This is a genomic window from Microbacterium sp. NPDC058062, from assembly GCF_042885375.1.
Taxonomy (GTDB): Bacteria; Actinomycetota; Actinomycetes; order Actinomycetales; family Microbacteriaceae; genus Microbacterium; species Microbacterium trichothecenolyticum_C.
The window spans coordinates 114126-136432 of record NZ_JBHVSC010000007.1 but is presented as its reverse complement, the minus strand read 5'-3'; the positions used below and the strand labels follow the sequence as shown (position 1 = coordinate 136432).

19 protein-coding genes, 1 tRNA gene and 1 pseudogene are annotated in these 22307 nt (G+C 70.4%); 11 read left to right on the top strand and 10 right to left on the bottom strand.

The annotated features are described in order from the left end of the window. Positions 1 to 22: 22 nt before the first annotated feature. The 6 genes from ACFVSU_RS20425 to ACFVSU_RS20400 form a co-directional block, all read right to left on the bottom strand. Positions 23 to 799, bottom strand: coding sequence for an HAD-IIB family hydrolase (locus tag ACFVSU_RS20425; protein ID WP_387147348.1), 777 nt, complete (start codon positions 797 to 799; stop codon positions 23 to 25). Between the two features lie 51 nt (positions 800 to 850). Further along, positions 851 to 927, bottom strand: a tRNA-Pro gene (locus ACFVSU_RS20420). 18 nt (positions 928 to 945) lie between these two features. Next, positions 946 to 2496, bottom strand: a complete 1551-nt coding sequence (locus ACFVSU_RS20415) for a hypothetical protein (RefSeq protein ID WP_387147345.1) — start codon at positions 2494 to 2496, stop codon at positions 946 to 948. Continuing rightward, complete coding sequence (locus tag ACFVSU_RS20410) at positions 2493 to 2747, bottom strand: hypothetical protein (protein ID WP_387147342.1); 255 nt, start codon at positions 2745 to 2747, stop codon at positions 2493 to 2495. The genes ACFVSU_RS20415 and ACFVSU_RS20410 overlap by 4 nt, the downstream gene beginning before the upstream one ends. A 102-nt stretch (positions 2748 to 2849) precedes the next feature. Further along, positions 2850 to 3782: a metallophosphoesterase gene (locus ACFVSU_RS20405; RefSeq protein WP_387147339.1), complete on the bottom strand. Its 933-nt coding sequence runs from the start codon at positions 3780 to 3782 to the stop codon at positions 2850 to 2852. Further along, positions 3782 to 6619 (bottom strand): transglycosylase domain-containing protein, encoded by a 2838-nt coding sequence (locus ACFVSU_RS20400; RefSeq protein WP_387147336.1) that lies wholly within the window; start codon positions 6617 to 6619, stop codon positions 3782 to 3784. The genes ACFVSU_RS20405 and ACFVSU_RS20400 overlap by 1 nt, the downstream gene beginning before the upstream one ends. Before the next feature lie 109 nt (positions 6620 to 6728). Between ACFVSU_RS20400 and ACFVSU_RS20395 the strand changes: the two genes are divergently transcribed. Together ACFVSU_RS20395 and ACFVSU_RS20390 are read left to right on the top strand one after the other, a co-directional pair. Further along, a complete protein-coding gene (locus ACFVSU_RS20395; protein ID WP_045298026.1) occupies positions 6729 to 6944 on the top strand; it encodes a hypothetical protein in 216 nt (71 codons plus the stop codon). A 2-nt stretch (positions 6945 to 6946) separates the two neighbouring features. After that, complete coding sequence (locus ACFVSU_RS20390) at positions 6947 to 7414, top strand: RidA family protein (RefSeq protein ID WP_387147332.1); 468 nt, start codon at positions 6947 to 6949, stop codon at positions 7412 to 7414. A 74-nt stretch (positions 7415 to 7488) separates the two neighbouring features. Here the strand turns inward: ACFVSU_RS20390 and acs are convergent, their stop codons facing one another. Continuing rightward, on the bottom strand, positions 7489 to 9480 hold the full coding sequence (acs, locus tag ACFVSU_RS20385; protein ID WP_387147329.1) for an acetate--CoA ligase: 1992 nt from the start codon (positions 9478 to 9480) through the stop codon (positions 7489 to 7491). 415 nt (positions 9481 to 9895) lie between these two features. Between acs and ACFVSU_RS20380 the strand changes: the two genes are divergently transcribed. The 9 genes and pseudogenes from ACFVSU_RS20380 (at position 9896) to ACFVSU_RS20340 (ending at position 19408) form a co-directional block, all read left to right on the top strand. After that, positions 9896 to 11104, top strand: a complete 1209-nt coding sequence (locus tag ACFVSU_RS20380) for a TadA family conjugal transfer-associated ATPase (protein ID WP_387147325.1) — start codon at positions 9896 to 9898, stop codon at positions 11102 to 11104. Further along, entirely contained in the window at positions 11089 to 12144 is a 1056-nt protein-coding gene (locus ACFVSU_RS20375; RefSeq protein ID WP_387147322.1) for a type II secretion system F family protein, read from the top strand. The genes ACFVSU_RS20380 and ACFVSU_RS20375 overlap by 16 nt, the downstream gene beginning before the upstream one ends. 86 nt (positions 12145 to 12230) lie before the next feature. Beyond that, positions 12231 to 12473 (top strand): DUF4244 domain-containing protein, encoded by a 243-nt coding sequence (locus ACFVSU_RS20370; RefSeq protein ID WP_387147320.1) that lies wholly within the window; start codon positions 12231 to 12233, stop codon positions 12471 to 12473. Continuing rightward, positions 12473 to 12805, top strand: coding sequence for a TadE family type IV pilus minor pilin (locus ACFVSU_RS20365; RefSeq protein ID WP_387147317.1), 333 nt, complete (start codon positions 12473 to 12475; stop codon positions 12803 to 12805). Before ACFVSU_RS20370 ends, ACFVSU_RS20365 begins: the two co-directional genes overlap by 1 nt. 58 nt (positions 12806 to 12863) lie before the next feature. Then, complete coding sequence (locus ACFVSU_RS20360; protein WP_387147314.1) at positions 12864 to 13169, top strand: helicase; 306 nt, start codon at positions 12864 to 12866, stop codon at positions 13167 to 13169. 67 nt (positions 13170 to 13236) lie between these two features. Then, positions 13237 to 15951: pseudogene (topA, locus tag ACFVSU_RS20355) on the top strand (type I DNA topoisomerase); the annotation flags it as partial. Beyond that, complete coding sequence (gene tmk, locus ACFVSU_RS20350; protein WP_387147312.1) at positions 15951 to 16610, top strand: dTMP kinase; 660 nt, start codon at positions 15951 to 15953, stop codon at positions 16608 to 16610. The pseudogene topA and the gene tmk, both read left to right, overlap by 1 nt. A 57-nt stretch (positions 16611 to 16667) precedes the next feature. Next, positions 16668 to 17852, top strand: a complete 1185-nt coding sequence (locus tag ACFVSU_RS20345) for a DNA polymerase III subunit delta' (protein ID WP_387147309.1) — start codon at positions 16668 to 16670, stop codon at positions 17850 to 17852. Further along, positions 17849 to 19408 carry an alpha/beta hydrolase gene (locus tag ACFVSU_RS20340; RefSeq protein WP_387147306.1) on the top strand — a complete coding sequence of 520 codons (1560 nt, stop codon included), beginning with the start codon at positions 17849 to 17851 and terminating at the stop codon, positions 19406 to 19408. The genes ACFVSU_RS20345 and ACFVSU_RS20340 overlap by 4 nt, the downstream gene beginning before the upstream one ends. Positions 19409 to 19484: 76 nt before the next feature. Here ACFVSU_RS20340 and ACFVSU_RS20335 read toward each other — a convergent pair whose 3' ends face one another. The 3 genes from ACFVSU_RS20335 to ACFVSU_RS20325 all read right to left on the bottom strand — a co-directional run bounded on the left by ACFVSU_RS20335 (position 19485) and on the right by ACFVSU_RS20325 (position 22164). Continuing rightward, on the bottom strand, positions 19485 to 20144 hold the full coding sequence (locus tag ACFVSU_RS20335) for a methionine ABC transporter permease (RefSeq protein ID WP_045298035.1): 660 nt from the start codon (positions 20142 to 20144) through the stop codon (positions 19485 to 19487). Beyond that, the gene (locus ACFVSU_RS20330) at positions 20137 to 21174 is read right to left on the bottom strand and encodes a methionine ABC transporter ATP-binding protein (RefSeq protein WP_387147303.1); all 1038 of its coding nucleotides are present in this window, start codon (positions 21172 to 21174) and stop codon (positions 20137 to 20139) included. Before ACFVSU_RS20330 ends, ACFVSU_RS20335 begins: the two co-directional genes overlap by 8 nt. Positions 21175 to 21261: 87 nt before the next feature. Then, entirely contained in the window at positions 21262 to 22164 is a 903-nt protein-coding gene (locus ACFVSU_RS20325; RefSeq protein WP_387147300.1) for a MetQ/NlpA family ABC transporter substrate-binding protein, read from the bottom strand. Positions 22165 to 22307: the final 143 nt, after the last annotated feature.

The window sequence follows — 22307 nt, the reverse complement described above, 5'->3', positions numbered from 1 at the left end:
CCTCTTCGGATATCCGGACGCGTCAGACGCGGACGGGAAGCGTGGGGATGAGCTCCTCGAGGTAGGCCACGGTCTCTTCCCACCCGTCGACCGCGTGGCAGCGCACACCCATCGCGAGCACGGGGTAGTCGTTGCCGTCGGGGTCGAGGCGGTCGCCCACGAAGAGCATGTCGTCGAGGGAGATGCCGGTCTGCTCGGCGAGCTGACGCATGCCGTAAGCCTTGTCGATGCCCTGCTCGGTGATGTCGACCGAGGTCGAGCCGCCGGAGCGCACCTCGAGATCGGGCAGCAGCGCCGCGACGGCGGCGCGCAGGCTGTTCTTCTTCTCGCCGGTGGGATCCCATGCGGTCTTCGCGGGGACGGGGGCCTTCTGGCCGAGCGCCGAGAAGGTGATCTGAGACCCGCGGTCCTCGAGGATGTCGCCCCACGTCTCGGACTCCCAGAGCCCGAGGCGGCGAGCCTCGCCCTCGACGGCAGCGAGCGCGCGGGACTTCTGGTCGTCGGTGAGCGAGCGCTTGTAGACCGTGACGACCTCGTCCTCGGTGAGGCGGTAGTACTGCGTGCCGCACGTGGGGAGCAGGTGCAGGCGCGCCAGCGTGTCGGCGGAGGCGTCGGGGAGGCGGTCGACGACCTGCGTCGTGAACTGCAGGAGCTGGCCGCCGGAGATGATCGCCACCTCGACGCGCTCCGCCAGGGCGATCAGCAGTTCGCCGATGCGCGCGTCGATCTGGCTCTTCGAAGGAGCGAGAGTGTCGTCGAGATCGAAGGCGACGAGGAGGGGCGGGATGCTGCCAGTCAAGACGTCCGTCCTTTCATACAAGAGGCTCCGCCTTCCGGCGGAGCCTCTCTGTGGTCGGGGTGACAGGATTTGAACCTGCGGCCTCTTCGTCCCGAACGAAGCGCGCTACCAAGCTGCGCCACACCCCGTTTTGCAACCCTCCGAGTCTAACCGATCGTCAGGGGTGCTGCTGACCACGGCCGCCTCGAGCTGACGATCGCGACGCCGAGACTGAGAAGAGCGATGGCGATCGCGGCGGGCGCACGGAGGGAGGCGGCCTCCGTGCCGGTGGCTGCCAGTTCCGGGAGAGGCGCGTCGGACGGGGGTGCAGGCGCTTCGGCGGTCGGAGGGGGAGTGGGTGTCGGTACCGGTGGGGGCGGGGCGATCACGGCGACCTGCGAGGGCTCGCCGAACCGTTCGGTCCAGGCGAAGTCAGCGCCGATGTGGGCGACGACGGAGGGGATCTGGTCGGCCGCACGCAGGCTCCACACGGCGGTGTAGTACCCCGCGGTGGTCATCTCCCACGAGGAGCTGACCGTGTACGGCGCGGTCGGCCCTGCCGCGGGGTCGGTCGTGAGCTCCAACGTGCCGACGATGGCCTCGTCGCCCGGGACAGCCGACCCGGCGACGGGCTCGGTGTCGGTGCGGTAGACGATGGCGCTCGCAGTCACCGGCAGGTAGGAGCCGTCGTCGGAGCGCGGCCACGAGCCCTCGGTCGCGGTGAAGGTGACCTCATCGACGTACGCACCGCCTGTGGCGTCCCGCGTTGCGACGTGCGTCGTGATGGCCGGCGCGAACGGAGGGATGCGCGGGGCGGCGTCGGCGCCGGAAACCTCGAACTGAACACGCCCCACGGGTCCGGCGGTCTCCTGGCCGCCGGGCGTTGTGAAGTGCCGCACCGCGGCGGCGAGGCCCGCGTCGAAGCGACCCGTTCCGCTCACGGTGTAGGGACGACCTTCGGCCGGCGGCGCGGTGCGGATGGCGTACGTCGACCCCGATGTTGCGTTCTCGAGCGTCGGCGAACCCGACTCTGCGAAGACCGCGTTCGTCAAGGTGATCGTGCCCGTCGCTGCCGCGGTCGCGTCGACCCGGACCGTACCGCTGCGGTGGTCGGCAGCATCCGTCGTGAACACCAGGCTTCCGCTCGCGGTGGAAGGTCCGGCCGCAGCACGTGTGGCTTCGTCGTAATACGCCACCGCACGCTCCTGCACGGCGCGGTCGTGCTGCGGGGACAGCGCGGACATCGTCCAGTGGATGGCGCCGGCGAGCGAGTCTCCCCGGTAGCCGAAGGCATGCAGTGTCTCTTCGCGGTTCGCGATGGCCTTGACCGCCCACGCCACCGCGGCGGCCTGCACGGGGTCAGCAGTCTGTCCGTACGTGGTCACGAGGAGGTTGATCCCGGCGAGCTGCTGCGGCGAGAGACCGGCGGCCGATGCGCTGATGCCCTGGTCGGCGCTTGGACCGGTCGGAGCGGGCGCTCCGGGGGTGATGCAGTACGTGTGCACGCCGCCGACCAGCATCGATCCGTGCCAGCCATAGGCGGAGATCGGAGCCCAGGTGCCGAACCCGGTGCCGCGCTCGGCGGCGTCGGCGTGAGACGGCGCGACGAGGGTGATCGCGATCACGATCACGACGATGGCGAGGAACAGGGCGGACGCTCGCCGACGGACAGGAAGCTGGATCGGAGGTACCGCGTCGTCGGTCGCAGACCTGCTCATCCGGCGTCTCCGCTGACCGGCACGAACGGCAGGTGCCGACCGAAACCACGGGTTCGTCGATCGTCGCTGTGATCGGCGCCGTCCGTCGTGTCGGAGACGAAAGGGGCAGAAACGACCGCGATGACGAGGGCGATCAGGAGCGCGAGCAGTCGCAGCCGTACGGGCAGCCCGACGCCGTGAACGATCGTCGCGGCGACGAGCGTGTTCCGGAAGGGAGGATCAGCGGGTCGTGGGGAACGCGGAGCAGCCATGCATCGAGGATCGGCGCCTCGGGCAGGTGGCGGCGGCCGCGGGCGCCGAACTGTGGACGGCCGATCCGCGCGCGCGGTTGGGGAGGAGCCTCCGGGACGGCGCTACGCGCGCGGAACCAGGGTGAGGAGCGAGGCCTCGGGCCGGCAGGCGAAGCGCACCGGAGCGTAGATCGAGTGGCCGAGCCCGGCACTCACGTTGAGCGGCACCGAGTGACCGGCGTGCTTCCACGCGCTGAGCCCTCGGGCCTGACGGAGCGGGATGTCGCAGTTGGCGACGAGCGCGCCGAAGCCGGGGACGCGGACCTGACCGCCGTGCGTGTGGCCGCCGAAGATCGCGTCCGCTCGGAGGTCGACGAAGTCGTCGAGCACCCGGCGATAGGGCGCGTGCGTCACACCGATCGAGAGGTCGGCGGGGTGCTCGGCGCGGAGCGCGGCGAGCGGCTCGGGAAGCGCCTCGAGGCGGTCCCAGTGACGATGCGCGTCGCTCACGCCGAAGGCGGCGATGCGCAGACCGCCGGCATCCACTGATCCGACCTTGTTGTTGAGGTCCAGCCAGCCGAGCTCACGGGTGAGGTAGTCGTCCAGCGCCTCGGTGTCGAGAGGCTCGGCGGTGTGCTTCACCTTCGATGGACCGGTGAAGTACCGGAACGGGTTGCGAGGAGAGGGGGCGGCGTGGTCGTTCGAGCCGTGCACGAAGACGCCCGGCACGCCGCGCAGCGGGTCGTACGCGCGGCGAAGCCCGCGAAGGCCGTCGAAGTGCCCCATGTTGTCGCCGGTGTTGACGATCAGGTCGGGCTGGAGCTCCGCGAGCGCCGCGATCCATTCCTGCTTGCGGTGCTGCCAGGGCGCCATGTGCGCGTCGGAGAGGTGCAGCACGCGGATGGGTGCGGCTCCTGCGGGGAGCACGGGGACCTCGTGGAAGCGGACCGTGAAGAGGTAGCGCTCGATACCGACACCCCAGACCACGGCGCCCGCGCCGACCGCCCCCACCGTGCCGAGCACGGTGAGGGCGGTACGCGTCGGTGAAGAGGGCACTAGCCGTTGCCGCCGCCACCGTTGCCGCCACCGTTGCCGCCACCGCGGCCGCCCCCTCCGCCGCCGCAGACCGCTGCGGCGTAGTCGACGGTGATCGACGCGTTGCGATTGACGACCGAGCCCGCGCCGGGGTTCGTCGCGCCGGCCTTGGTCTGCGCGCCGAGGCTGGCATCGGCCGTGCAGTTGCCGTCGCCCACGTTGCCGAAGCCCGCACTGCGCAGCGCCTTCTTCGCATCGTCGAGCGAGCGACCTGAGACGTCGGGCACGGAGATGCCCTCTCCGTTGCTCGGGCTGATCGTGACGGTGCTGCCGCCCGCGACCTTGCCCGCGCCGGGGTTCTGAGCGGCTACGACGCCCGCCGGCTGGTCGGAGTCGACCGGTCCCCCGACCTCGACCGTGAAGCCTGCCTCGGTCAGGATCGCCGTCGCCTCATCGACCGACTTGCCGACGACGTTGGGGAGGTCCGTCAGCTGCACCTTCGTGAGTTCGTTGTCAGGTGCGGCGAACTTGTCACCGCCGTAGATGTCGTTCGCCACGCCTTGGATGGCTCGCGTGATCGGGAAGCGGATCTGGTTCAGGCGGTTGCCGTTGTAGGAGGTCTTCGTGATGTCGCCGCCACCCTGGACGTTTCCGACCCACGTCGCCGTGGCCACCTTCGTGCTCGACTCGACCATCCACGTCGTGATCTCTTCGTGGGTACCCGTCTTGCCGATGAGCGGCGTGCCGTCGCCGGGGTTGCCGCCGGTGCCGGTGCCGCCGCTGTTCATGACGCCCTGCAGTGCGAAGGCCGCGGTCGCCGCGACGTTCGGCGCGATCACCTGGGTGCAGGTGCGAGCGGGCTTGGCCAGCTCATTGCCGTCGGAGTCGGTCACCTTGTCGATCGCCTGCGGCTGGCAGTAGATGCCGTTGTTCGCAACGGTCGCGTACGCCTCGGCCATCGCCATCGGCGAGACGGAGTTCGTCCCGATGATGGAGTTGAGGTTGGTCATCGAGACTTCGTCGCCGTTCCCCTGGGTGACGCCCATACGCGTCGCGACGTTCTTGATGTCGCAGAGGTCGAGCTTCTCCGCCATGGCGAAGAATCCGGTGTTCAGCGAGTCCTTCGTGAAGCGCATGGGCGTGCCCATGTAGCCCCCGTTGCCGCCGAAGTTCTTGATGAGGGTGTTCGCGCCGTTCACCCAGTCGCCGTCGCACGAGTTCTTCATCCTCTTGAACACGTGCAGCGTTCCGTTCAGCGTCTCGTTGACGGAGTGGCCCTTCTCGAGCCAGTCGATCAGCGTGAAGAGCTTGAACGTCGAGCCCGCGGGGAACCCCGACGAGGTGCCGAACTTCTTGTCACCGGCGAACACCAGCGACGAGTAGTTCGGGTCACTGGACAGCGACGCGTCCTCGCTGAACTTCGTGTTCTGCGCGATCGCGAGAACGCGGCCGGTCGTCGCCTCGATGCTCACCGAGGTCGCACCGAAGCGGCCCGGTGACGGCGCAGTGCGGCCGATCGGCATGTCGGCCGATGTCGGCGCGTACTGGCTCATGGCCTGCTCCGCCGCCGTCTGCACGCGGGTGTCGAGCGTGGTGTACACATTGAGTCCGCCACGCTGCAGCAGCGCCTGGCGCTCCTCGAGCGTCGCTCCGAAGGCCTCGTCGTTGAGGATGACGTCCTTCACGTACTGGCAGAAGTACGCGGCACCGCCGGCCGCCTGGCAGCCCGTGGTCGGCAGGACCACGTCGGGTGTGATCGGCCAGACTGCGGCCTCCACATACTGCTCGCGCGTGATCTTGCCGTCGTCGAGCATGCGGCTCAGCACATAGAGCTGGCGTACCTTCGTCGAGGTGTAGCCGTCGGCTGCCGCGAGCTTCTGCTCCTCGGTGATCTCGCCCGACGCCACCAGCGCATCGAGCGCGCCGAGCTTGGCGCCTTCGTCGATGACGCCGTCCGGAGCTTTGTTGAACGTCGCCCCGTCGGAGCCGAAGATGGAGCCGCCCGGCTTGTCGATGCGGTAGTTGTTGGGGTTCTGCACCATGCCGGCGAGTGTCGCGGCCTGCGCGACGGTCAGGCTCGCGGCGTTGGTGTTGAAGTAGTGACGTGCCGCGGCCTCGATGCCGTACGTGATGCCGCCGAAGTTGGCGATGTTCATGTAGCCGAGCAGGATGTCGTTCTTCGAGTACTTCTGCTCGAGCGCGATGGCGTAGCGCATCTCCTGCAGCTTGCGGGTGTAGCCCTCTGAGCCCTCGGCCGTGGTGGCGTCGCTCCAGCACTTGCGCAGGACGTCGTCACGGCTCATCTTCTGGACGGCCGCGCCGTTCTCGTCCTTGACGATCTCGCCCGCTTCGTTCGTCTCGTAGACGATTTCGGCGTTCTGCTCGCACTTCTGGATCAGCACGTTCTTGACGTACTGCTGGCTGACGGACGACCCACCCTGGGTCTCGCCGCCACCCTGGGCGTTCGAGAGGAGTGCGCGCGCGGTGCCGATGAGGTCGATGCCGCCGTGCTGGTAGTAGCGCGGGTCCTCGGAGGACAGGAGCGCGTCGAACATCACGGGATTGATCTGGGCGAACTCGACCGGAGTGCGGTCCTGCTCGAGGAACTTCGTCAGCAGCACCGGTTCGCCCGTCTCAGGGTTCGTGGCGTAGAAGTTGCTCGGAAGCATGAGCTTGTCGATCTCGAGGACGCTCGGGAGATTGTCGAACATCGTGATCGCGCGCTCGGCCGCGGTGCTCGTGAGTGCGACCGCGGGGGTGACGGTCGCCGCAATGAGGACACCGGCTGCGGCACTGAGGCCGACGAGCCCGGCGAGTCCGCCGAGCACACCGGTGGCCGTGCGTTTGGTATCAGGCATAGGGTTGATCGTAAGGGAGATACCTGGGCGATCCATCAAGGACGCACAGCTGACCGGGGTGTTTCCCAGCCTTCACCAGCCGTCCCTTCCCCATACTCGAGGAGTCGCGATGACGACGTGGGAGTACCTCACCACGCCCCTTCTGATCCACAACACCGCCGCGATCCTCAACAACTGGGGCAAGCAGGGCTGGGAGCTCGTGCAGGTCGTGCAGGGGCCCGAGGGCGGTCTGGTCGCCTACTTCAAGCGTCCGTCCGGCGGTGGCCAGCAGAACGCGGGACTGGATGCTGCGGCCCAGGCCGCGAAGCAGTTCGAGGAGGCGTGAGCATGAGCGTGAGCGCCCGCCTCGCCGAACTCGGCATCGACCTGCCTGACGTCGTGCCGCCCGTCGCCGCCTACGTGCCCGCGAAGGCGCACGGCGACCTCGTCTACACCGCAGGCCAGCTGCCGATGGTCGCAGGCGCCCTGCCGGCGACCGGCAAGGTCGGCGAGGGCGATGGTCTTGTGCCCGCGTCCGACGCGAAGGGGTACGCGCGCCAGAGCGCGCTCAACGCGATCGCCGCCGCTGCGGCCGCCGTCGGCGGGGTGGACCGCCTCACCGGCGTCCTCAAGGTCACCGGATTCGTGGCCTCCGTCCCCGAGTTCACCGGCCAGCCCGGCGTGATCAACGGCGCGAGCGAGCTGCTCGGCGAGGTCTTCGGCGACGCCGGCAAGCACGCCCGTTCGGCCGTCGGCGTGCCGGTGCTGCCGCTGGACGCCCCCGTCGAGGTCGAGGTCGTCTTCTCCTTCGCCTGATCGGCGACACGAACCACAGACAGCAGAGAGCGGATGCTGCAGCCCCGGGCTGCAGCATCCGCTCTTCTCTTCGGCTACTTGACCTGCGCGGAGATCACCGACATGACGGCGGTGTCGGCGAGGGTGGTCGTGTCGCCGACCTCGCGGCCCTCGGCGACGTCGCGCAGCAGACGGCGCATGATCTTGCCCGAGCGGGTCTTGGGCAGCTCGCCGACGATGTAGACGTCGCGGGGACGGGCGATCGGCCCGATCTGCTCGCCGACCCACAGGCGCAGGCCCTGGGCCAGGCCGTCGGGGGAGTGGGCGTCGAGGTAGGACTGCTTGATGATGACGAACGCGACGACCGCCTGACCGGTGGTCTCGTCGGAGGCGCCGACGACGGCCGCCTCTGCGACGGCCTCGTTGCCGACCAGCGCCGACTCGATCTCGGTGGTCGACAGGCGGTGGCCCGACACGTTCATGACGTCGTCGACACGCCCCAGCAGCCACACGTCGCCGTCGTCGTCGAGCCGCGCGCCGTCGCCGGCGAAGTAGTAGCCCTGCTTCTGGAACTTCTCCCAGTAGGTCTCGACGAAGCGCTCCGGGTCGCCCCAGATGCCGCGGAGCATCGACGGCCACGGCTCCGTGACGACGAGCAGGCCGCCGTTGCCGTTGCCGACGTGCGTTCCGTCTTCGTCGACGACGTCGATCGAGACGCCGGGAAGGGGCACCTGCGCCGAGCCGGGCTTGGTCTCGGTGACGCCGGGAAGGGCCGACACCATGATCGAGCCGGTCTCGGTCTGCCACCACGTGTCGACGATCGGCGCGGTCTTGCCGCCGATGATCTTGCGGTACCACATCCACGCCTCGGGGTTGATGGGCTCGCCTACCGAGCCCAGCAGGCGCAGCGACGACAGGTCGAACTGCTTCGGGATCGCGCGGCCGAGCTTCATGAACGAGCGGATCGCGGTCGGCGCGGTGTAGAGCACCGTGACCCCGTACTTCTGCACGATCTCCCACCAGCGGCCGGGGTGGGGCGCATCCGGCGTGCCCTCGTAGAGCACCTGGGTCGCGCCGTTCGCGAGCGGGCCGTACGTGACGTAGCTGTGCCCGGTGATCCACCCGATGTCGGCGGTGCACCAGTAGACGTCGGTCTCGGGGTGGAGGTCGTGGACGACCTTGTTGGTGAACGCGGACTGCGTGAGGTAGCCGCCGGAGGTGTGGAGGATGCCCTTGGGCTTTCCGGTCGTGCCCGACGTGTAGAGGATGAACAGCGGGTTCTCGGCGGGGAAGGCCTGCGCCTCGTGCTCGCCGGATGCCTGCGGCACGACCTCGTGCCACCAGAGGTCGCGGCCGTCCTGCCAGTCCACCTCGTTCTCGCCGCGCTTGACGACGAGCACGTGCTCGACGGACTCCTGCACCCCGGCGCCGCGGTCGGCGAGGGCGAGATCGAGGGCCGGCTTGAGCGGTGAGACCTTGCCCTTGCGGTAGCCGCCGTCGGCGGTGATGACGAGCTTCGCGCCGGCATCGTCGATGCGCGAGCGCAGGCTGTCGGCCGAGAAGCCGCCGAACACGACGGAGTGGATGGCGCCGATGCGGGCGACCGCGAGCATCGAGGCGACGGCCTCGGGGATCATCGGCAGGTAGATGGCGACGCGGTCGCCCTGGCCGATGCCGAGTCCCTCGAGCACGTTGGCGAGGCGCTTGACCTCGTCGGTGAGCTCGGCGTAGTTGACACGGCGCTCGTCGCCGGGCTCGCCCTCCCACAGCAGCGCCACCCGGTCGCCGTTGCCGGCCTCGACGTGACGGTCGAGGCAGTTGTAGGCGACGTTCAGCTCGCCGTCGGCGAACCACTGTGCGAACGGCGGGTTCGACCAGTCGAGCACTTCGGTGAACGGCTTGTGCCAGTGGAGGTCGCGGGCCTGGTCGGCCCAGAAGCCGAGGCGGTCGGCCTTCGCCGCTTCATACAGCTCCGCCGTCGCGATGGCGTTGTCGGCGAAGTCGGCGGTGGGCGCGAAGCGCCGGTCCTCGTTCAGCAGGTGGTCGATCTGGCTGCTGGCTTGCGTGACAGGGGTCTGTTCGCTCATGGGAGCGCGCTCCTTTGCGGGCTGGGTCGAGGCCGAGGCGTGTCGGCGAGTCTGCCAGGAAATGTACCCACCGCCGCCGGAACCGACTACCCCCGATAGTAGGTGGCCCCGCATACATCGATCCCGACCGATATATCAGTGAGAATCCTCTCCTTTTCGTTTTGTCAGGACCCTTACCTCGCCTATGCTGACCGTTGGCCGAACATCGATTCTGGCATTGCGGCTCCCGACGTCACCCCCCGAATTCGGGGCCGCGCTTGGCGGCATCCCATTCCCCCCATGGGATGCCGCCTCTATTCATTGGGAGCGGTCTCTCGATTCGCCGGCTCCTCCCCAACCCGTGGCGCGGCGCGGCTCTCCACGGATGACCGGTTGCCCTCGCCGGGGTGGGACACCGCCTTCGTAGCGTCGGAGCATGTCCGCACCGTTCGTCGTCCGCCCCCGTTCCGGGGCTGCGGGCGCACCCGCTGCGAAGGCGCGATGGGATGCTGCGGCCCGGCCCGTGTCTTCCGCCCCGACGGTCAGCGTGGCCACGGCCGAGGCCCCCGCGCTCGAGGCCGCGGCCGCGCGTGCACCGGCTCCGCGTGACGCCGTCGGGGCGTGGGTGCCGCGGCGTGCCGGTGCGGCCGACGTTCCGAGCGGAGAGCCGGTGCCCGTCCCCAAGCCCCCGCGGGCACCGGCGGAGCGGCATCCGCTCCTCGCGCCCTTCGCCGCGTACCTCGACGACCCGGAGGTCACGGACCTCTTCGTCAACGGAGCGGCGGGCCTGTTCGTCGATCGCGGAGCCGGCGTGGAGCCGGCACGCGAGTGGCGTGCCACGGAAGAAGAGGTGCGCGACCTCGCCGTCGCGCTCATCGGTGTGGGCGGGAGGCACATCGACGACGCTTCGCCGTGCGTCGATGTGCGCGTGGACGGTGGGATCCGCGTGCACGCCGTGCTGCCGCCGATCGCCCCCGAGGGCACGGTCCTGTCGATCCGGGTGCCGCGCCTGGGGGCCGCGACGCTCGATGAGCTCCAGCGGACGGGGATGTTCGACGAGGGCGTCCGCGACCGTCTGCGGGCGGCGATCGCGGGGCGCACGAATCTCCTGATCTCGGGCGCCGCCGGCGCCGGCAAGACCACTCTGCTCGCGGCGCTTCTCGCGGAGGCGCCGGCGCAGGAGCGCATCGTGACGATCGAGGATGTCGCGGAGCTGCGGATCGCACACCCGCACCACGTGCGCCTCGAGGCGCGTCAGCCCAACATCGAGGGCACCGGCGGAGTCGGGCTCGCTCGTCTGGTGCGTGAGGCCCTGCGGATGCGTCCCGACCGTCTCGTGGTCGGAGAATGCCGCGGCGACGAGGTGCGGGAGCTGCTGTCGGCTCTGAACACCGGTCACGACGGGGGAGCCGGCACGGTGCACGCGAACGGACTCCACGACGTGCCGGCACGCCTCGAGGCTCTCGGTGCGCTCGCAGGACTGGACGACCGCGCGCTCGCTCGTCAGGCGGCCAGCGCGATCGGACTCGTCGTGCACGTGGAGCGGGGCGCGGACGGCTCGCGACGCATCGCCGGAGCGGGCCGCCCCGTCGTCGACGGCGACGGGCGTCTCGCCATCGAGGAGGAGCGATGGCGCGCGCGCTGACGCAGATGGTGGGTGCGGAGGGCGCGCGGGCTTCCTCCCCGGCAGCCGTGTCGCCTCGAGGCCTCGTGTCGTCCCGGCTTCGCGCGTCCGCCCGAACCCCGACGTCGTCAGCCGACGTCGCGGAGACCGTGCTGCGACTGGCGGTGCTGCTGCAGGCCGGGGTCGCGCCGGTCCGCGCCTGGGAGCATCTCGCCCGCGCCGGCGACCCGGCGGCTCGGCACGTCGCCTCGGCGATCGACCGAGGGTTGCCGCTGCCCGAGGCGATCGCCACCGCGGGGACTGGCGCGTGGCGGGAGGTCGGCGTCGCGTGCCAGGTCGCGCTCGTGGTGGGTGCACCGCTCGCCGAGTGCCTGCGCGGACTCGCTGCCGCGCTGCGGGACGCACAGGAGGCGGCCGACGACGTGCGGGTCACCCTCGCCGAGCCCGCGGGCACGGCCCGGCTCATGAGCTGGCTTCCGCTCGTCGCTGTGGGACTGGGTGCGGCGTTGGGCTTCGACACGATCGGCACCCTGTTCGCGAACCCGCTCGGGCTGGCATGCCTCGGAGCCGGAGCGGTGCTCATCCTCGCCGCGCACCGATGGACGAAACGGCTCGTGCGCGCAGCGGCACGGTCGGACGGCGCGCCCGGTCTCGACGCAGACCTGATGGCGATCGCGCTGAGCGGCGGGGTGTCCATCGACCGCGCGCGGGCAGTCGTCCAGGACGCCCGCCGAGTCGGAAACAAGGAGGAGAGCACCGATCCGGGCGGCGAGTCCGGGACCGCCACGGCGAACCCGGGAGGAGGCGCGCCGGCCGGATCCGATGACGTCGACGCCGTACTCGCGCTGTCGCGCACAGCAGGCGTGCCCGCGGTCGAGCTGCTGCGGGCTTCGGCCGCGCACGCCCGGCATCGCGCCCGTGTCGAGGCCCGCCTTCGTGCCGCGCGGCTCTCGTCGCGGCTGCTCATCCCGCTGGGCGTGTGCACACTGCCCGCATTCCTCCTCCTCGGGGTCGCGCCCATGCTGCTCAGCGTCATGTCGACGATGTCGGTCTCGCTATGACGGCCCCTCCCCGAGACCGCGACGCTGCGCCGCGTCCTCGCGCCCAGACCGTGCCCGCACCCACGAATCCATCGAACGGAGAACCCATGTCCCTGTCCCGAACCGACCTCGTCGTGCCGCGTCTCACGCGTCGCCGCGCCGAACGCCTGTTCGCGCCGCGCGACGTCGAACGCACGTGGGAGGGCGACACCGGCGCCGCGACCGCCGAGTACGCCATCGCGACGATGGCAGCGGTCGCCTTCGCCGGCCTCCTCGTCGTCATCATGCGGTCCGATGAAGTGCGCACCATCCTCACCGACCTCGTGCGACGCGCGCTCACGGTGGCGTGATGCAGCCGCGGCTGGGCGACGATCGCGGTGCGGTCGTCGCCGAGTTCGCGGTCGCGCTCCCCGCCGTCGCGCTCGTCCTGCTCGTCGGGGTCGGCATCCTCGCGGGAGCGTCGCGGCAGGTGCGCCTGCAGGACGCGGTGGCGGATGCTGCCCGCCTGAGCGCCCGCGGCGAGTCCGAGCAGCGCGTGCGCGACGCCGTCGCGACGACGGTGGCGGAGGCATCCGTCGACATCACCGCTCAGGGGGATCTCGTGTGCGTGGCGGCATCCGCTCCGGCGCTGTTCGGAGTGCGGGTGACGGCGGCCGGATGCGCGTTGGCGGGCGGCCTGTGAACGCGCCCGACGACGCCGTCACGCCGCCGGCGGGCGGGCCGGGCTGATGGCGGGGACGATGGCGGCGGTCGGGATCGTCGGCGCGGCCGCCATCCTCGCGGCGGCGCTCGCCGGTGCCGGCGCTGCGGCGGTCGTGAGCCAGCGACTGGCTTCGGCGGCCGACGCCGGTGCGCTCGCCGCGGCGGACGCGGCCTCCGGCGCGGTGCCCGGCGCCCCCTGCGAACGTGCGGCCGAGGTCGCGGGCACTTTCGGAGGCGTCATCGAGGCCTGCGAGCTCGACGAGCTGATCGCGACGGTGACCGTGTCGATGCGCCTCGGGCCGGTCACCGCGCAGGCCACCGCACGGGCTGGGCCGCCTCCTTGATAACGTCTCACAGCCCCTGCACCGAGAAGTGGCGTGTATGGTTTGCGTCGAAGAAAGGACGCCCCCGTTGGCAGAAGGCAAGAAGCTCGTCATCGTCGAGTCACCGACGAAGATGAAGTCGATCCAGGGGTACCTCGGCGATGGCTACGAGGTGCTCAGCTCCGTCGGGCACATCCGCGACCTGGCGGACAAGCGCGACATCCCGGCCGATAAGAAGCAGGCCTATGGGAAGTATTCGATCGACATCGACAACGGCTTCGACCCGTATTACGTCGAGAGCGAGCGCGGCAAGAAGACCGTCGCCGAACTCAAGCGCGCGCTGAAGGGGGCGGACGAGCTCCTGCTCGCCACCGATGAAGACCGCGAGGGCGAAGCCATCGCGTGGCACCTGCTGCAGACGCTCAAGCCCAAGGTCCCCGTCAAGCGCATGGTGTTCCACGAGATCACCAAGGACGCGATCCAGGCTGCGGTCGGCAACACCCGCGAGCTCGACCTCGCCCTTGTCGACGCGCAGGAGACCCGCCGCATCCTCGACCGCCTCTACGGCTGGGACGTCAGCCCCGTGCTCTGGTACAAGGTGCAGCAGGGCACCTCGGCGGGCCGCGTGCAGTCTGCCGCGACGCGCCTCGTCGTCGACCGCGAGCGCGAGCGCATGGCGTTCGTGTCGGCGTCGTACTGGGACATCGAGGCGCTCGCCGCGCCCAACCGCCCGCAGGGCATCGACGACTCGTTCTCGACCCGCCTCGCCCGCGTCGACGGTGCGGTGCTCGCCCGCGGCACCGACTTCGACGACCGCGGTGAGCTGAAGAAGGCCGTCCTCGTCCTCGACGAGGCGCAGGTGCGCGAACTCGCCGCCGCGATCGAGGCGGCGGCCGAGGCATCCGTCACCGCCCTCGAGTCCAAGCCCGGAACCCGCAGCCCCAAGCCGCCCTTCACGACCTCCACCCTCCAGCAGGAGGCCGGTCGCAAGCTCTCGATGAGCGCCAAGCACGCCATGGGCGTCGCGCAGCGTCTCTACGAGAAGGGGTACATCACTTATATGCGCACCGACTCGACGGCGCTGTCGACGCAGGCCGTGCAGGCCGCGCGCGAGCAGGCGGTCAAGATGTACGGCGACCTGTCGGTGCCGCCGAACCCCCGCAGCTACCGCAACAACAGCAAGAACGCGCAGGAGGCCCACGAGGCCATCCGCCCGTCGGGCGAGACCTTCCGCACACCGTCCGAGGTGTCCGGCCAGCTCGACCGCGACGAGCTGCGCCTGTACGACCTCATCTGGAAGCGCACGATGGCCAGCCAGATGTCGGACGCGAAGTACGAGACCACCACCGTGACCCTCGAGGTCGCGGCGGCCGGTCGCCGCGCCGAGTTCACGGCATCCGGAACCGTGTACACCTTCAAGGGCTTCCTCGAGGCCTACGAGGAGGGCCGCGACGAGAAGCGCGGCGACAGCGACAAGTCCGACGACCAGTCGCTGCCGGCGATGGCGGTGGGCGACGTGCTGCGCCTGCGCGACGTCGAGCCGAAGGGTCACGCCACCAGCCCGAAGCCCCGCTACACCGAGGCGAGCCTCGTCAAGGCGCTCGAGGAGAAGGGCATCGGCCGCCCCTCGACGTTCGCGAGCATCATCGACGTCATCCTCAACCGCGGCTACGTCACCAAGCGTGGCCAGGCGCTCATCCCGAGCTGGCTCGCGTTCAGCGTCGTGCGCCTGCTCGAGCAGCACTTCGCCGACCTCGTCGACTATGACTTCACGGCGGCGCTCGAGGACGACCTCGACGCGATCGCCCGCGGCGAGCAGAAGCGGCAGGACTGGCTGCAGGACTTCTACTTCGGGGGAACCGACCACGTCGGCCTCCGGAACATCGTCGACAACCTCGGAGAGATCGACGCGCGCGCCCTCAACTCGACGCCCATCGGCGACGTCGCGACGCTGCGGTTCGGCAAGTACGGCCCGTACCTGGAGGTGCCCGACGCCGAGAAGCCGGACGCCGAGCCCCGGCGGGTCAACATCCCCGAGGATCTCGCGCCCGACGAGCTGACGCCGGCGCGCGCGCAGGAGCTCATCGACGCCCCCGTCGCTGGTGACCGCGTGCTGGGGGAGAACCCCGCCAACGGCAAGCTCGTCGTCGTGAAGGACGGCCGTTTCGGCCCGTACGTCCAGGAGACCGACCCGCCCGCCGAGGAAGCCGTCGACGAGGAGACCGGCGAGGTCGTCGCGGTCGAGCCGGAGCCCGCGCCCAAGAAGCGCGGCGCGAAGAAAGAGGTCGCGCCGAAGCCGCGCACCGCCTCGCTCTTCAAGTCGATGTCGGTCGACGCGATCGACCTCGACACCGCGCTGAAGCTGCTCGACCTCCCGCGCACGGTCGGCGTCGACCCCGAGACGGAAGCCCCGATCACCGCCCAGAACGGCCGGTACGGTCCGTACCTCAAGAAGGGGACCGACTCGCGCACCCTGCAGAGCGAGCAGCAGATCTTCGACATCACGCTCGAGGAGGCGCTCGCCGTCTACGCGCAGCCGAAGTACGGTGCGCGCGGTGCGTCGTCGGCCCTCAAGGAGTTCGAGGCCGACCCGACGAGCGGCAAGCCGATCAAGCTGAAGGACGGCCGCTTCGGCCCGTACGTCACCGACGGCGAGACGAACGCGACGATCCCGCGCGGCGAGGACGCGATGGAGGTCACGTTCGAGCGCGCGGTGCAGCTGCTCGCCGACAAGCGTGCGAAGGGCCCGGCCAAGCGCCCGGCGCGCCGCACGACGACGACGCGCAAGCCCGCGGCGAAGAAGTGACGGGCGGCGACGACACCCGCCCGGTCCCCGAGTCCGTCGAAGGGCTGTTCGTCACGTTCGAGGGCGGCGACGGCGTCGGCAAGACGACGCAGGCGGCGCTCCTCGACGCGTGGCTGACGGATGCCGGCCGCACCGTCGTGCGCACGCGCGAGCCCGGCGGCACCGAGGTCGGCGTTCTCATCCGCGACATCGTCCTGCACCACCGGGGAGAGGTCGCTCCGCGGGCGGAGGCGCTGCTGTACGCCGCGGACCGGGCGCACCACATCGAGACGCTGGTGCGGCCCGCGCTCGCGCGCGGCGAGGTCGTGATCCAGGACCGCTACCTCGACTCGTCGGTCGCGTATCAGGGTGCGGGACGCGTCCTCGGGCGTGACGAGGTCCGGGAGCTCTCCCTGTGGGCGACCAGGGGCCTCCTTCCCGACGTCACGGTGCTCCTCGACCTCGACCCCGCATCGGCACGCGAGCGCCTCGACGCCGACGACAAGCCCTTCGATCGGCTCGAGTCCGAGAAGGAGCACTTCCACGCCCGCGTGCGCGAGGAGTTCCTCGCCCTCGCCGCCGCCGAGCCGGACCGCTTCCTCGTGCTCGACGCCTCGCTCCCGCCGGACGAGCTCGCCGCCGCCGTGCGGGCACGCGTGGAGCCGCTCCTCGCATGAGGCGAACGCTCGGCGTACGCACAGCCGGTGTCCGGCGGGATGGTTAGGCTGGTCGGCATGGAGCCGGTCGCCGCTGTCGCTGGGGCGTCTCCCGCGACGGACGACCAGGCGTTCCCCTGGGGCGACGTGTGGGGGCAGCCCGATGCCGTCGCGGCGCTGCGGGAAGCAGCATCCGATCCCGCATCGATGACCCACGCATGGCTCATCACCGGTCCTCCCGGCTCCGGCCGGTCCACGCTGGCCCACGCCTTCGCGGCCGCACTGATCGCCGAGCCGGGTGACGAGCGCACGATGCACCAGGTGCTCGCCGGCACCCACCCCGACCTCACGGCGCTGCGCACCGAGGGCGTCATCATCTCCATCAAGGACGCGCGCGCCCTCGTCGAGCGGTCGTACTTCGCGCCCTCGCTCGGGCGGTACCGCGTCATCGTCATGGAGGACGCCGATCGCATGGCGGAGCGTACGTCGAACGTGCTGCTGAAGGCCCTCGAAGAGCCGCCTGAGCGCACCGTCTGGGTGCTGTGCGCGCCCAGCGACGCCGACCTGCTGCCGACGATCCGCTCCCGGGTGCGCACGCTGCGCCTGCGCGAGCCCGACGTCGCCGACGTCGCCGACCTCATCGTGCGACGCAGCGGTGTCGACCCCGCGATCGCCGAGGAGTCCGCCCGGCACGCGCAGCGCCACATCGGCATGGCACAGCGGCTCGCGACGGATGCCGCGGCCCGCGCACGCCGCGACGCCACCTTGCGCGGCGTGCTCGCGGTGCGTGGCGTGGGCGACGCGGTCGAGGTCGCCGGCGCGATCGTCGCCGCCGCGACCGACGATGCCAAGGCGCTCACGGCGGAGCGCGACGAGGCGGAGCGCACCGGGCTCCTGCGCACCCTCGGTATCGCCGAAGGGGCCGCGGTCCCGCCCGCCGTGCGGTCGCAGCTGTCGGCGCTCGAGGACGAGCAGAAGCGTCGCGCCACGCGCAGCCTGCGCGACGGCATCGACCGCGTGCTCACCGACCTCGAGTCGATGTTCCGCGACGTGCTGCTGCTGCAGTTCGGCCGGGACGCCGACCTCATCAACCGCGAGCTCGAGCCCGACCTGCGGGCCCTCGCCGCCGCGTGGACGCCGGAGCGCACGCTCACGGTCGTCGACCGCATCGGCGTCACCCGCGAGAACCTCGAACTGAACGCCGCGCCCGCCCTGGCGCTCGAGAGCATGCTCGTCACCGTCGCGAGCGGAAGGATCCCGTGAACCCGACCCGTCCCCGCCGACGTCGTCGCGCTCTTGCCGTCGTCGCCGGCCTGGTCGCAGCATCCGTCGTCCTCAGCGGCTGCCTGTCGGCGATCATCCCCGACGCGTCGCCGCGTCCGAGCTCGAGCAAGGCGGCCGACACCGACGGCGTCGCCGAGAACCTGCTGCCGTACTACGAGCAGACGCTCGACTGGTCCAGCTGCAACGAGACGTTCGACTGCACGACGGTGACCGCGCCCCTCGACTGGTCCGACCCGACGAAGGGCGACATCGAGCTGTCGGTCATCCGCAGCCGTGCCGAAGGCACCGACGACCCCATCGGGTCCCTGCTGACCAATCCCGGCGGGCCTGGCGCCAGCGGTGTCCAACTGATCCGCGACTCGGTGTCGTTCGCGGTGAGCGAGCCGGTGCGCCGGCAGTTCGACGTCATCGGCTTCGACCCGCGCGGTGTCGGCGAGTCGACCGCGGTGACCTGCTACGACGCGGCCGACATGGACGCGTACCTGTTCGACATCCCCGAGGGTGCGCGCGGGACGGATGCCTGGGCCGACGAGCTCCTCGCACGGCACAAGAGCTTCGGCGAGGCGTGCGACGAGAACAGCGACGGCATCCTCCCGTACATCACGACCGAGAACTCCGCCCGCGACATGGACCTGCTCCGCGCGGTGCTCGGCGACGCGGAGCTGAACTACCTCGGCTACTCGTACGGCACGTTCCTCGGCGCGACGTACGCGAAGCTGTTCCCCGAGAAGGTCGGACGGCTCGTGCTCGACGGCGCCGTCGACCCGTCGGTGTCGAACCTCGACGTCAACGTGACCCAGGGCATCGGGTTCGAGTCGGCCCTGCGCGCATACATGGCGGACTGCCTGACCGACAAGGACTGCCCGTTCCGCGGCACCGTCGACGAGGCGATGGCCGACCTCGGAACGCTGCTCGCGAGCGTCGACCGCGACCCGATCCCGAACGCCGACGGCCGCCTGCTCGGCTCCGACTCCCTGATGACGGCCATCGTCGCCGCACTGTATTCGCAGGACAGCTGGGGCTACCTCACCATGGCGCTGACGGACGTGCTCCAGGGCAACGCCGACATCGCGTTCCAGCTGGCGGACTTCTACTACGACCGCCAGGGCGGCACGTACACCGGCAACCAGACCGAGGCGTTCCGCGCCTACAACTGCATGGACTACCCCACGGGTGCCACCGACGAGGACCTGGCGGCGGCCGAGGCCGCCCTCGCCGAGAAAGCCCCCACGATCGCGCCCTACTGGTTCGGACCCGACCCCTGCGAGGTGTGGCCGTACCCGCCCACCGGCGTGCGCGAGCGCATCACCGCCGACGGCGCCGCGCCGATCGTCGTGGTGGGCACCACGAACGACCCGGCGACCCCGTACGAGTGGTCGGTGTCGCTGGCCGACCAGCTCTCGTCGGGCGTGCTGGTGACGCGCGTCGGCGAGGGCCACACCGGGTACAACAAGGGCAACTCGTGCGTCGACTCGGCGATCGAGACGTACCTGCTCGAGGGCACGCCCCCGCAGGACGGCCTGCGCTGCGAGTGAACTGACGAACGACAGAAAGCGGATGCCGCGACCTCAGGGTCGCGGCATCCGCTTTCTGTTTCCGAAGTCGTGGTCGTCAGCGGCGCAGCACGCGGCGGGCCAGCGCGTTGCCGAGGAACTGCACCAGCTGCACGATCACGATGATCACGAGCACCGCGGCCCAGGTCACCGCCGGGTTGAACTGCTTGAAGCCGTACACGATCGCGAACTCTCCGAGGCCTCCCGCCGCGACGGCACCGGCGATCGCTGTCATGTCGACGAGCGCGACGACGATGAAGGTGTAGCCGAGGATGAGCGGGCCGAGCGCCTCGCGGGGGAGCAGGCGCAGGAGGATCCGCGAGCGGCTCGCACCCGTGGCGCGGGCCGCCTCGATCACGCCCGGCCGGACCGTCAGCAGGTTCTGCTCGACGATGCGGCTGATCGCGAAGAGCGACGCGATGGTGATGGCGAAGATGCCGAACTCGGGTCCGATGCCCGGGATGCCCAGGCTGCGCGCGATCGGCTGCACCGCCGCCAGCAGGATCACGAACGGGATCGGCCGGAAGAAGTTCACGATGACGTTGATGGTGCCGAACAGGAACCGGTTCGGGAACAGGCTCCCGGCCCGGGTGGCATACAGCGCGAGTCCGACGAAGAGCCCGGCGATACCGCCGAACACCAGGCTCAGCGACACCACGTACAGCGTCTCGGCGGTGGCCTCCCACAGCTGGGGAAGCAGGTCGACGAGCCTATCCACGGGCGTCCTCCTCGATCAGCGACGCGAACGCCGAGGCCGCGTCGATGGCCTGCTGCACGGCATCCGTCTCTCCGGTCAATGCCAGCGTGAGATGCCCGAAGACGCGGCCGCCGATGTCGTTGATGCCGCCGTGCACGAGCTCGAAGCGCACGCCGTGCGACGAGAGCGCGGCGAAGACATCGGCCTGCGTGACGTCGCCGTCGCGGATGGTGAACGTGACGATGCGACCGGGGTGGCGCTCGCGCAGGGTGCGCAGCTGGTCGCCGACGGGGACGTCTTCGATGATGCTCGCGACGAAACGGCGCGTGGCCGCGTGCTGAGGCGTGGAGAGCACGTCGAAGACGGCGCCGCTCTCGATGATGCGGCCGTTCTCCATCACGACGACGCGGTCGGCGAGGGTGCGGATCACGTCCATCTCGTGGGTGATCACGAGGATGGTCACGCCGAGCTCCTCGTTGATGCGTTTGAGGAGCGCGAGCACCTCCTGCGTCGTGTCGGGGTCGAGGGCGCTCGTCGCCTCGTCGGCGAGGAGGATGCGCGGGCTCGTGGCGAGCGCTCGGGCGATCCCGACGCGCTGCTTCTGGCCGCCCGACAGCTGCTCGGGGTAGCTCTTGGCCTTGTCGGCGAGCCCGACGAAGCGCAGGAGCTCGTCGACGCGCGCGGCGATCTCGGCGCGCGGACGGCGCGCGACCTCGAGCGGGTAGGCGATGTTCTTCGCGACCGTGCGGGAGTCGAAGAGGTTGAACTGCTGGAAGATCATGCCGATGTCGCCGCGCAGCTCGCGCAGTTCGCGCTCGCGCAGGTGGGTGATGTCGCGGCCGTCGATCTCGACGGTGCCGGAGGTCGGCGTCTCGAGCGCGTTCACCAGGCGCAGCACGGTGCTCTTGCCGGCACCGGAGTAGCCGATGATGCCGCACACCTCGCCGGCGGCGACGTCGAGCGACACGTCGTCGACCGCGGCCACCGGAGGGGCGTCCTTGGCGGGCGGGGGGAAGGTCTTGGTCACGCCGGTCAGGCGGATCAGGGTCATGGGTGCTCCTCGGCGGAACGCGCGTGTGCGGCCCGTGCGCGCGAGGCGCGAACGGGCCGCACAGGCGGTGCCGCAGTCGGCGGTGTCTTACGAGTTGGCGCGGATGTCGTCCTCGACGTCGGTGAGCGACGTCACGAGCTCGTCCACCGGGGTCTTCACGAGGACGGCGGTGCCGCCCGACGCCTCGACGACGCCGTCCAGGACGGCCTTCGTGTTCTGGTAGATCTCCACGAGCTTGAGGTACGTCGGGTTGTCGGCGTCCTCGGCCTTCGCCGCGAAGATGTTGATGTACGGGAACGCGCTCGGGTCGGTCGGGTCGTCCGTGGCGATGGCGTCCTCGGGGGTGAGGTTCGCGTCCGCGAGGAAGTCGTTGTTGACGATCGACGCGGCGACATCGGGCAGCGAGGTCGCGGTGAATGCGGCGTCGAGCGCCTCGACCTTGACCTTCGACTCGGGCAGCACGTCGGCGACGGTCGAGAACACCGAGCCGCCGTCCTTCAGCTCGATGAGGCCGGCCGACTGGAGCACGAGGAGGCCGCGCGCCTGGTTCGACTCGTCGTTGGGAACGGCGACCGTGGCCCCTTCGGGGATGTCGTCGGTCGACTCGTACTGCGACGAGTACAGGCCGAGCGGGTAGATCGCCGTGGCGCCGATCGGCTGGAGGTCGTCGTCGCTCTGCACGTTGTAGGTCGCGAGGTAGATGATGTGCTGGAACTGGTTCAGGTCCAGCTCGCCCGCCGAGAGGGCGGGGTTCGGCTGGGTGTACTCGCTGAAGTTGACGAGCTCCACCTCGATGCCCTCGTCCGCCGCGGCCTCCTTGTAGGTCTCCCAGTACGGGTCGCCGGAGTCGACGACGCCGATGCGGACGACCTCGTTCTCGTCGGAGGCGCCGGCGGCGGCATCCGTTCCGGTCCCGGCGCAGCCGGCGAGGAGGAGGGCGAGGGGAAGCGCGAGTGCTGCTGCTGCGGCGAGCTTCTTGGACGTGGACATGTGAGTGCTCCTGTGGATCGAGGCCCGTCTCGGGCTTGTGACCGCGCGCACGATCCACGGACCGCGCACGCTTCGTCGCGGACCGGGTTCGAACCTACGTGGGCGTGCCGGGCATCCCGAAACCTGGCCGTAACACGTCGACA